The sequence below is a fragment of the Amycolatopsis sp. NPDC003865 genome (assembly GCF_053605345.1).
Genome location: NZ_JBSGJA010000029.1, coordinates 1 through 11,239 on the forward strand (window position 1 = coordinate 1; position 11,239 = coordinate 11,239).

6 protein-coding genes and 1 pseudogene are annotated in these 11,239 nt (G+C 73.5%); 6 read left to right on the forward strand and 1 reads right to left on the reverse strand.

The window, feature by feature from the left end; translation table 11 throughout:
- Nucleotides 1–117: 117 nt before the first annotated feature.
- The gene (locus tag ACWEVP_RS43600) at nucleotides 118–843 is read right to left on the reverse strand and encodes a TetR/AcrR family transcriptional regulator (RefSeq protein ID WP_452068471.1); all 726 of its coding nucleotides are present in this window, start codon (nucleotides 841–843) and stop codon (nucleotides 118–120) included.
- A gap of 78 nt (nucleotides 844–921) precedes the next feature.
- Here ACWEVP_RS43600 and ACWEVP_RS43605 point away from each other — a divergent pair, with 78 nt between their 5' ends.
- From ACWEVP_RS43605 to ACWEVP_RS43630, 6 genes and pseudogenes are all read left to right on the forward strand, one after another.
- Nucleotides 922–1,353 carry a hypothetical protein gene (locus ACWEVP_RS43605; RefSeq protein WP_452068472.1) on the forward strand — a complete coding sequence of 144 codons (432 nt, stop codon included), beginning with the start codon at nucleotides 922–924 and terminating at the stop codon, nucleotides 1,351–1,353.
- 95 nt (nucleotides 1,354–1,448) lie between these two features.
- The gene (locus ACWEVP_RS43610) at nucleotides 1,449–1,679 is read left to right on the forward strand and encodes a hypothetical protein (protein WP_364464953.1); all 231 of its coding nucleotides are present in this window, start codon (nucleotides 1,449–1,451) and stop codon (nucleotides 1,677–1,679) included.
- A gap of 5 nt (nucleotides 1,680–1,684) precedes the next feature.
- Nucleotides 1,685–2,443 (forward strand): ABC transporter ATP-binding protein, encoded by a 759-nt coding sequence (locus tag ACWEVP_RS43615; protein ID WP_452068473.1) that lies wholly within the window; start codon nucleotides 1,685–1,687, stop codon nucleotides 2,441–2,443.
- Nucleotides 2,440–4,995 (forward strand): FtsX-like permease family protein, encoded by a 2,556-nt coding sequence (locus ACWEVP_RS43620; protein ID WP_452068474.1) that lies wholly within the window; start codon nucleotides 2,440–2,442, stop codon nucleotides 4,993–4,995. Before ACWEVP_RS43615 ends, ACWEVP_RS43620 begins: the two co-directional genes overlap by 4 nt.
- Before the next feature lie 98 nt (nucleotides 4,996–5,093).
- A complete protein-coding gene (locus ACWEVP_RS43625) occupies nucleotides 5,094–5,915 on the forward strand; it encodes a nucleotide disphospho-sugar-binding domain-containing protein (protein ID WP_452068475.1) in 822 nt (273 codons plus the stop codon).
- Between the two features lie 207 nt (nucleotides 5,916–6,122).
- Nucleotides 6,123–11,225, forward strand: a pseudogene (locus ACWEVP_RS43630) (SDR family NAD(P)-dependent oxidoreductase); the annotation flags it as partial.
- Nucleotides 11,226–11,239 lie beyond the last annotated feature (14 nt).

Genomic DNA, 11,239 nt, shown 5'->3' on the forward strand with positions numbered 1-11,239 from the left:
CGGGGTGGTCCCGGCGATCACGGTGCGTGTGCGTTCGACGATGCCAGGGTGCGGGGCGGCGAAACCAGGCCGGAATCGCCGGGCTGTGAGTGAGAAACAGGGTTAGAACACTGTTTCTCACTCACGACCGGCGACGCCCGCCACCCCGGCCAGCACCGGTTCGAGGCCGGCGGCGAAGAAGGCGTCGTGGTCCTCGGCCGTCGCCGGGTACCGGCCGCCGGCGACCAGTGCGGCCAGCCGGACCGAGCCGGCCCGGTCCAGGTGGGGTGCGAGGTGGTCCCGCACCGCGGCCGTCTCGGCCGGGGTGGCCGGGGTGGCCAGCCGGACGGCTGTCGCGTGGGCGAACCCGGACACCATCGTCACGCACCCCGGCAGGTGCTCTTCGCCGACACCGGCGAGAGCGCACGCGCGCAGCAGCAGTTCCGTCCAGGCCAGCCGGTGCGGGGTCACCGGGTCGCCGCGCATCGGGAGGTCCAGCAGCCACGTCCGGCTCAGCAGCCGTTCGACCACCGCCCGGGTCCAGGCGCGGACGTCGGACCGCCAGTCGCCCGACGACGCCAGCCCGGACGGCGGCGGTCCCCAGCCGGCGTCGGCCAGCAGCACCGTCAGCTCCTCCTTCGAGCTGACGTACCGGTAAAGCGCGTTCGTCGTGACGCCCACCTCGTGGGCGATGTTGGGGAGCGAGGCGCCGGCGAGGCCGTCGGCGTCGGCGAGCTCCACCGCCGCCGCGACGATCTGCGCCACCGTGTACGCCGGCTTGGGGCCGCGGCGCGGTGGTGGTGTCGCTCCCCACGCCAGTGCCGTTCCGGGCGGCAGTTCCGGCGTCGTGTCCCTGTCCAGCATGGTGCGTCTTCCCTGGCGAGTGCTTTCGGCAGTAAACTGTGAGAGTCTTACACTGATCTGGGCGGAGGGCGAGCGGACGTGATCGAGAACAGGCCGGTGGTCGAGGCCGTCGGCCGGCTCCTGTGGCCGGAGCGTACGCGGGTCACCGAACTCGATCGCAAGCTCGCCGCCACGCGGATCGAGCACGAGCGCGCCGAGGGCCGGTGCCCCGACGCCGAGATCCGGCTCGCCCGGGTGCGGGAGGCCACGACGCACGCGGAGCTGGACAGTGCGGTCGCCGGGCGGTCCGGCTCCGCGGTCCCGCCGGTCCTGGAGGCCGCCCCGCGGGTCGGGCTGGCGATCTGGTGCCTGGTCACCCTGGCCGACCTCGCCGTCTACCTCACCCTCGGGATGGTCAGCGGCCAGTGGGACGAGCCCTGGGTGCTGTGGCCGGCGCTCGGTGGCGGACTGCTCGTGCTCGGCCTGTGGTCCATGCGCGAGCGGGACCGCCGGATGCGCCTCGGCGAATGATCCACCCCTGATCCGGCAGGGGTGCCGGTTCCCCCGGGGCCCTTCGTGCGTTAATCTGTGTAATCCATACACAGTTTTTGAGATCGGGGGCCGACATGGCCGGGACGACAGAAACCGCGGGGCGGAACACCGCCCTCAAAGTGATCGCGATCGTGTGGCTGGCGGCCGTCGGCATCAACCTGCTGGTCTGGCTGATCATGTGCTTCGCGACGCTCAGCCTGCACTCGCCGTTTTGGATCTGGCCGCTGATCGGCGGCGCGCTCATCGTGGTGCCGTGGTACTACGCGACCCGCTCCCGCTCGAACGGACGGGTCACCCGGGGATGACGACCATGACGACCACCGGGTCGCCCGTCCGGCTGGACTCGGTGAAGAAGACGTACGGGCGCGGCGAGAGCGGTGTGGTGGCGCTCGCCGGGGTCAGCGTGGAGTTCCCGGCCGGCAGCTTCACCGCGGTGATGGGCCCGTCGGGGTCCGGCAAGAGCACCCTGCTGCACTGCGCGGCCGGGCTCGACCGGCCCGACTCGGGCAGCGTCACGCTCGTCGACGTCGACCTGCGGGGCCGCACCGAAACCCAGCTGACCGAACTGCGCCGCGAGCACGTGGCGTTCGTGTTCCAGTCGTTCAACCTGATGCCCGCGCTCAACGTCGAGGAGAACATCACGCTCCCGATGCTGCTCGCGGGCAAGGAGCCGGACCGGGCGTGGATCGCCCAGGTCGTCGAGCGGGTCGGCCTGACGCACCGGGTCCGGCACCGTCCCGGCGAGCTGTCCGGCGGCCAGCAGCAGCGCGTGGCGATCGCCCGCGCGCTCGCCGGCCGCTCGGCGGTGACGTTCGCCGACGAGCCGACGGGTGCGCTGGACACGTCCACCGCGCTCGAGGTGCTCGGGTTGCTGCGCGAGCTCGCCGACGCCGGCCAGACGATCGTCATGGTCACCCACGACCCGGTCGCCGCGTCGTTCGCCGACGAGGTGCTCTTCCTGGTGGACGGGCAGATCGTGACCAAGATGGCGGCGCCGGCCGTCGAGATGGTCGCCGCCGAGCTGGCGCGCCTCGGCGCCCGGGCCAAGCAGGCGAGGGGGCGACGGTGAACCCGCGGCGGGTGGTGCTGCGGCTGGCACTGGCCAGCCTGCGGTTCCGCGCGGCCGCCTCGCTGGCGACGTTCGTCGCGGTCCTCGTCGGCTGCTCGTTGCTGATCGCCTGCGGCGGGCTGTTCGAAACCGCGCTGAGCCTCGACGCCCAGCCGCAGCGGCTGGCGGCCGCGCCGGTCGTCGTCGGCGGTTCGGCCGGGTTCAAGCTGCCCGACGAGGAGTCCGAGGTCGTCCCCTACGGCGAGCGGGCCGGCATCCCGGCCGACCGGATCGCCAAGATCGCGGCCGTGGCCGGCGTGCGGCAGGTCGTGCCGGACACCACCTTCGCCGCCGTGGTCGTCACGTCGGCCGGGCCGCAGGGTGCGCAGGCCCCGTTGGCCGGGCACGGCTGGGACTCCGCCGCGCTGGCTCCCTATTCACTGGTGGACGGCGCGCAGCCACGGGTGACCGGCCAGGTCGTCCTGGACGAAGCTTCGGCCGCGGCGGCCGGCGTGCGCGCCGGCGGCCAGGTGCCCATCGCCGTGAACGGCGCGGCGCCCCGGGACTTCGTGGTCACCGGGATCGCGCACGCGGACACGGCCGTGCCCGCGCTGTTCTTCTCACCCGCCGACGCCCAGCAGTTCTCGGTGCACCCCGGCACGGTCGACCTGGCCGGCGTCTTCCCCGCCGACGGAGTCGACGCCGGCGAGCTCGCCGCCCGGATCGCCGAGCAGGTGCCCGGCCTCACCGTGCTGACCGGCGCCGACCGCGGCGCCGCGGAGTTCCCCGGCATCGACGGCGCCCAGCTGCCGCTGATCCTGCTCGCCGGCGTGTTCGGCGGCATGGTCCTGGTGGTGATGGCGCTGGTGGTGTCGGCGACGATCAGCCTCACCGTGCGGCAGCGGCAGCAGGAGCTCGCGCTGCTGCGGGCCACCGGTGCGGTCCCGCGCCAGGTGCACCGCATGGTGCTCGCCGAGACGATGGTCGTGGCGGCGCTCGGCGCGCTCGCCGGGCTGGCCGGCGGTCGCTTCGTCGGCACGGAGATCTTCGGCTTCACCACGGGGCACGGGATGCTGCCGCCCCAGCTGGAGTTCCAGCAGGGGATCATCGCCTTCGGCGGCGGCCTGGTGCTGTCGCTCGCGATCTCGTTCGCCGCCGCGTGGTTCGCCGCGCTGCCGGCGGCGCGAGCCCGGCCGCTGCAGGCGCTGGCCGAGGCGGCCATCCCGCCCGCGAAGGTCGGCGACGTGCGCCGCTTCGGCGCGAAGGTGCTGGCGGGCGCCACCGTGGTGCTGGCCGTCGCGAGCCTGTTCACGCCGGTGGACATCACCTCGGCCGTGTGCGGTGCCGCCGTGCTCACCGGCTCGATCGCCGTCGCGCTGATCGGCCCGGAGCTGCTGGCGTTCGTCGCCACCCGGTTCGGCCCGCTGATCCGGCGGGTCGGCGGTCGCGACGCGGTCCTCGCGGTGATCAACTCGCGGACCCGGGCGGTGGCGTTCGCCGCGGTGCTGACGCCGATCACGCTCGCCACCGCGGTCGCGCTCGGCAACGTGTACGCCGAAACCACGCAGCAGCGGGCCATCGTCGACGCCTACGCCGGCCAGCTGCGGGCCGACGCCGTGGTGACCAGCGGGACCGGCGCGGTCTCGCCCGCGCTGGCCGAGGCCGTCCGGCAGGCGCCCGGCGTCGGGTCGGTGTCACCGCTGGTGACCAGCCAGGGCTGGATCGAAGAGCCCTACGACGGCAACGGCAGCGACCCGGGCCGGCTGCTCGGCCTCGACGTCCGGGACCCGAACGGGGTCCTGGCGACGCCGGTGACGTCCGGCTCGCTCGGGGACCTCACGGGCGACACGGTCGCGCTGCCCGAAGGCGTCGCGGACGACCTCGACCTCAAGCTCGGCGACGGGATCACGCTGCGGCTCGGCGACGGCGCGCAGGCGAAGGTGAAGATCGTCGCGTTGCTGGACAGCCCGTCGGGCTACCCCAGCATCGTGCTGCCGGCCGCGCTGCTCGCCCCGCACACGACACCGGGCGTGGCGAACCGGCTGCTGGTGCGGGCGGCGGACGGCCAGGACGCGGACGCCGTCGTCTCGGCGGTCACGACGGCGACGGCGAACTGGCCGGGTGCCGTCGTCGGCGACTCCGACGCGGTGAAGGAGAGCTTCGCGGCCATCGCCGACATGGAGGCGATGATCCACTACCTGCTGGCCGTGCTCGCCATCGCCTACGCGGCGATCGCGGCGGTGAACACGCTCGCCGTGGCGGTGCTTTCGCGGCGCCGTGAGTTCGGCGTGCAGCGGCTCGCGGGAGCGCGGCGGGGACAGGTCCGGTCGATGCTGCTGATCGAGGGCGGCATCCTCGCCGTGCTCGGCCTGGTGCTCGGCACGGCGATTTCGTTGTTCACCATCATTCCCATGGCGCTCTCGTCCGGCACGATCGTGCCGGTGGGCCCGGTGTGGGTGTTCCTCGCGGTCGTCGCCGCGGTGTTCGTGATCGTCTGGCCGGTCACCGTGCTCTCCGCGCGGCTGGCGATGCGGCGCAGCCCGATCGAAGCGGTGACATTGCCGGGGCAGTAGCGATTTGTAGGGGTTAGCGGGCCGGCCCGGTGTGGATAGTGTCGAATTCGACTGTCCGCACCGGGCCGGCCCGGTTTCCTTTTCTGGAGTGGATTCCCATGCGCGTACTCCTGGCCGCCCCGTCGTCCCCCGCGCGGCTGCGCAACCTGGTCCCGCTGGCGTGGGCGTTGCGGACCGCGGGCCACGACGTGAAGATCGCCGGCGAGCCGTCGTTCGTCGGCGAGATCCTCACGACCGGCTGCGTGGCGGCCGACCTCGACCTGGCGGAGTTCGCCGAGCTGTGGCGGCCCGCGGTCGTGGTGTCCGACGCGACGGTCTCGGTGGGGGCTGGGGCGGTCCGGCTGCGGGGCCCGCTGGACGAGTCCGGCCCAGGTTTCGACACGGTGCCGCCGTCGCTGCGGGATCCCGTCGCCGATGCCCGCCCGATCCGGCACGTGCCGTACTTCGGGCCGGTCGAGGTGCCGGGCTGGTTGCGGCGCAAGGCGAGGCGGAGCCGGGTACTGCTGTCGCTGACGGACGCGGCACTGGCCGGGCCGGTGTTCGACGCGGTCGCGGACCTGGACGCGGAGGTGGTGTGGGCGACGGACCCGGCGAGCATCCCGGCGGGGGTGACGATGCCGCCGAACGTGCGCCTGGTCGACGCCGCCCCACCGGCGGCGGTCCTGCCGACGTGCACGGCGGTCGTCCACGACGGTGACGCTTCGCTCGCCCTCGCGGCAGCGAGTTTCGGCCTGCCACAGCTGTCCCTGACGGAGACACCGATCGGCGCGCGCATCGCCGCGGTGGGGGCGGGGCGCGTGGGACCGGCTTCGGCCGTGGCCGAACTGGCTTCGCTGCGGGGGGCGGCGGAGACGCTGCGGGAGGAGATCGCGGGGTTGCCGGCACCGCGCGACGTGGTGGTGGAGCTGACCGGCGCGTAGCGAGTCCGCCGCTCGGGGCGGCGGGCCGGCAAGTGTGGGGCCGTTAGGGGTGGGTTGGCCGAAAGTCCGTCGGTAGCGTTTTCGGCGTGGCACCTTCCACCCTTTTCGCGGTTAGGTGGTCGATTACGTGAGTACCGTTTTTCCTGCCATTTCCCGGCCTCGCGCCGGAACGGGGGTAATGGCGTGAGCGCCGAAAACGAGCGGAAACTGCTCGACTACCTCAAGCGCGCCACCGCCGATCTGCGGGAGGCCAAAGGTGCCCTGCAGGAGGTCCGGCGGCGCGACTCCGAGCCCATCGCGATCGTCGGCATGGACTGCCGGTATCCCGGTGGCGTCGGGAGCCCCGAGGACCTCTGGGAGCTCGTCCGCACCGGGACCGACGGCATCGGTGCCTTCCCGGCCGACCGCGGCTGGCCGCTCGACCGGCTCTACGACCCGGCCGGCGAACAGCCCGGCACCACCAACACCCGCGAAGGCGGCTTCCTGTACGACGCCGCGGAGTTCGATCCCGAGTTCTTCGGGATCTCACCGCGCGAGGCACTCTCCATGGACGCCCAGCAGCGGCTCCTGCTCCAGACCTCCTGGACCGCCCTCGAGCGCGCCGGCATCGTGCCCGAAACCCTGCGGGGCAGCAGCACCGGGGTCTTCGCCGGCGTCATGTACCACGACTACCTCGGCCACGCCGCCGCCGGCAGCGTCGTCTCCGGGCGGGTCGCCTACGCGCTCGGGCTGGAAGGTCCCGCCGTCAGCGTCGACACCGCGTGCTCGTCCTCGCTCGTCGCCCTGCACTGGGCCGCGCAGGCGCTGCGCCGCGGTGACTGCTCGCTGGCCCTCGTCGGCGGCGTCACCGTCATGGCCACGCCCGAGACCTTCGTCTACTTCACCGAGCAGCGCGGCCTGTCCGACGACGGCCGCTGCAAGGCCTTCGCCGCCGGTGCCGACGGCACGGGCTGGGGCGAGGGCGTCGGCGTCCTCGTCGTCGAACGCCTCTCCGACGCCCAGCGCCTGGGGCACAACGTCCTCGCCGTCGTGCGCGGCAGCGCGGTGAACTCCGATGGTGCCTCCAGCGGCCTGACCGTCCCCAATGGACCCGCGCAGCAACGCGTGATCCGGCAGGCGCTCGCCACCGCCGGACTGTCCACAACGGACGTCGACCTCGTCGAGGGCCACGGCACCGGCACGAAGCTGGGCGACCCGATCGAAGCGCAGGCCCTGCTCGCGACCTACGGGCAGGACCGCGAAGAACCGCTGTGGCTCGGCTCGCTCAAGTCCAACATCGGGCACACCCAGGCCGCGGCCGGGGTCGGCGGCGTGATCAAGGTCGTGCAGGCCATCCGCCACGGCGTGCTGCCGAAGACCCTGCACGTCGACACGCCGTCGCCGCACGTCGACTGGTCGGCCGGCGCCGTCGAGCTGCTCACCGAGGCCCGCGACTGGCCCGAGGCCGGCCGGCCCCGCCGCGGGGCGGTGTCGTCGTTCGGCATCAGCGGCACCAACGCCCACGTCATCATCGAGCAGGCCGGACCCGCGGAAGAAGCGCCCGCCGGAGCAGGCGTTCCCGTGGTCGCGTGGCCGGTCTCGGCCGACACGGCGGACGCCGTCGCGGCCCAGGCGCGGCAGCTCGTGGACCACGAAGGAGACCTGACCGGCATCGGGTTTTCGCTGGCCACGTCCCGCTCGGCGCTGGACCACCGAGCCGTCGTCGTGGGAAGCGGACCGGAAGAGCTGCGTGCCGGCCTGCGAGCACTCGCGAACGACGAGGACGCGCCCAACGTCGTCCGGGACCGCCGTGGCACCGGCCGCACGGCCTTCCTCTTCACCGGCCAAGGCGCCCAGCGCGCCGGCATGGGCCGCGAGCTGTCGAAGTACTCGGTGTTCGCCGAAGCCCTCGACGCCGCGTGCACCCGCCTGGGTCTCGACCGCGCGGTCCTGGACGACGCCGATGCGTTGGCCCAGACCGGGAACACGCAGCCCGCGCTGTTCGCGTTCGAAGTCGCGCTGTACCGGCTCCTCGAGTCGTGGGGCCTGCGGCCCGACCACCTGCTCGGCCACTCGATCGGCGAGCTGGCCGCGGCGCACGTCGCCGGCGTCCTCTCGCTCGACGACGCCTGCACGCTCGTCGCCGCCCGCGCCCGGCTCATGCAGGCCCTGCCCGCGGGCGGGGCGATGGTCGCCATCCCGGCCACCGAGGCCGAGGTGACGCCGCTGCTGACCGACGGCGTGAGCATCGCCGCGATCAACGGCCCGGTCTCGCTGGTCGTCTCGGGTACCGAGGACGCCGTCGCCGCCGTCGCCGCGAACTTCGAGCGAACCAAGAAGCTGCGCGTCTCGCACGCCTTCCACTCGCCGCTGATGGAGCCGATGCTGGCCGAGTTCGCGGCCGTGGCGGCGAAACTCGCCTACGCCAAGCCGGAAATCCCGATCACCTCGACTGTGACGATCGGCGCCGACCTGACCTCGCCGGAGTACTGGGTGGAGCAGGTCCGCGCGACCGTCCGGTTCGCCGACGGCGTCCGCGCCCTCGCCGAGGACGGCGTCAAGACGTTCGTCGAGATCGGCCCGGCTCCGGTCCTGACGGCCGCCGCGAGCACCGCGCTGGACGACGACACCCTCGCCTTCGTCCCGGCCGTGCGCCCGGACCGCGACGAGACCCACACCGTCGTCACGGCGGTCGCCGCGCTGCACGCCCGCGGGATTCCCGTGGACTGGCAAGCGTTCTACCCCGGTGCGCGCCGCGTCGAGGTGCCGACGTACGCCTTCCGCCGCACCCGCTACTGGCTGCCCGCCACCACCGCGACCGGTGACGCCGGGGACCACGGCCAGCAGGCCGCCGGCCACCCGATGCTCAGTGCGGTCGTCCGGGTGCCGGAGACGGACACGATCGTCCTCACCGGCCGGCTGTCGACGGACACCGTGCCGTGGCTGGCCGACCACGTCGTGCTCGGCACGGTCCTGGTGCCGGGCACGGCCTTCGTCGAGCTGGCCCGCGCCGCCGCCGACGAGATCGGCTACACCGGCCTCGACGAGCTGACACTGCACGCCCCGCTCGCCCTGACCACGGGCGCGGCCCTGCAGGTCACCCTCGAATCCGAAGAGGACGGCCGTCGCCGGGTGACCGTCCATTCGCGACCCGACGGCGACGAGGCGTGGACCCGGCACGCCGAAGGGTTCCTCACGGCCGAGGCGGCCGCGCCGGCGTTCGACCTCACCGAGTGGCCGCCCGCCGGAGCCACCGAGATCCCGCTGACGGACCCGTACGCGCAGCTCGCGGACCTGGGCTACGACTACGGCCCGGCGTTCCAGGGCCTGCGCGCGATGTGGCGGCACGGTGACGACGTCTACGCGGAGGTCGTGCTCCCCGAAGACGCCCGCGACTACGGCCTGCACCCGGCGCTGTTCGACGCCGCGATGCACGCCCAGCTGCTCGGCCCCGCGCCCGAGGACGGTGACGCGAAGCCGATGTTGCCGTTCGCGTTCAGCGGCACTACCTGGCACGCCGCCGGCACCGGCGAGGTCCGCGTCCACGTGTCGCCGACCGGCCCGGACACCATCACGCTGCGGATCGCCGACGCCACCGGGCTTCCGGTGCTGACGGTCGACTCCCTGGCCGCCCGGCCGATCTCCCTCGACAAGCTGGCCCCGAGTTCGCTCTTCCGCACCGCCTGGGAGCCCGTCGGTGCGGGAGAAACCACCGTGGCGACAGTCCTCAATGTGTCCACTGTGGATGGCACAGTGCCGGAACGAGCCCGCGCGGTCACGCGCCAGGTGCTCGACGCCATCCGGAACTCGGAGGATCGCCTGGCCGTCGTCACGCGTGGCGCGGTGTCGGTCGACGGTGAAGACGTCGACCCGGCGCTCGCGACGGTGTGGGGCCTGGTCCGCGCGGCCGAGGCCGAGAACCCGGGCCGGTTCGTCCTCATCGACGGCGACGTCGAAGCAGGGCTGGCGACCGGCGAGCCCGAAGTTGCCGTCCGCGAGGGGAAGGCCTACGTCCCCAGGCTGGTCGCGGCGGCGCCGTCCGGCGAATTGGGCTGGAACCCCGACGGCACGGTCTTGATCACCGGCGGCACGGGCGGCCTCGGCGCCGTCGTGGCGAAGCACCTGGTGACGAACCACGGCGTCCGGCACCTGCTGCTCTCCAGCCGCCGCGGCGCCGACGCGCCCGGGGCAGCCGAGCTGCGCGAGGAGCTGACGAGTCTCGGCGCCGAGGTGACCATCGCGCGCTGCGACGTCACCGACCGGGCGTCCGTGGCCAAGCTGGTCGACGGTGTCCCGCTGACGGCGGTCGTGCACGCGGCGGGTGTTCCGTCCGCCGGCCGCGTCGAAAGCCTCACCGATGCCGAACTTGACCGCGTCTTCGCCCCCAAGGTCGACGGCGCCTGGCACCTCCACGAGCTGACCGAGGGCCTCGACGCGTTCATCCTGTTCTCCTCGGCCGCGAGCACCGTGCTGGCCGCCGGGCAGGCCGGGTACGCCGCGGCCAACGCGTTCCTCGACGAGCTGGCCCGGCACCGCCACGCCCAGGGCCTCCCGGCGACGTCCCTCGGCTGGGGCGCGTGGGCCGACGACGGCGGCATGGCCGGCGAACTCACCGAAGCCGACTTCCGCCGCCTGCGCCGCCTCGGCACCCCGCCGATGGCGACGGCCGACGCCCTCGCGCTGTTCGACGCGTGTCTCGTCGCCGACGACGCCGTGCTGGCGCCGGTGAAGCTGGACCTCGCGGCCTTGCGGTCCCGCGCGGACTCCCTGCCGCCGGTCCTGCGCGGCATGGTCCGGCAAGCACCCCGCCGCACGGCCGCGAAGACCGACGGCGCGGTCGCGGCCCGCCTGGCCGCGTTGCCGGAGTCCGAGCGCGAGGCGTACCTCCTCGAAGTCGTTTCGGGGCAGGTCAAGGCCGTGCTGGGCCTCGGATTCGTCGAGCCGGAGCGCGCCTTCCAGGAGATGGGCTTCGACTCGCTGACGTCGGTGGAGCTGCGCAACCAGCTGGGTGCCCTGACCGGCCTGAAGCTGACGGCGACGATCGTGTTCGACCACCCGACGCCGGCGGCGCTGGCCAAGCGGCTGCACGCCCTGCTGGGCCCGGCTCGCGGCGCGGCGGACTCGCTGCTGGCCGAGATCGACCGCCTGGAGGCGCTCCTCGCGGGCGCGGGCTCCCTCAACGGCTCGACGGCGAAGGTGACCGCCCGCCTGGACGCGTTGGTGCGCAAGTGGACCGAGGCGAACACGACCACCGCCGAAGCCGCCGACCTGGACGAAGCCACCGACGACGAGCTCTTCGCCGTGCTCGATGAAGAACTGGGGATCTCATGAGCAACGAGGACAAG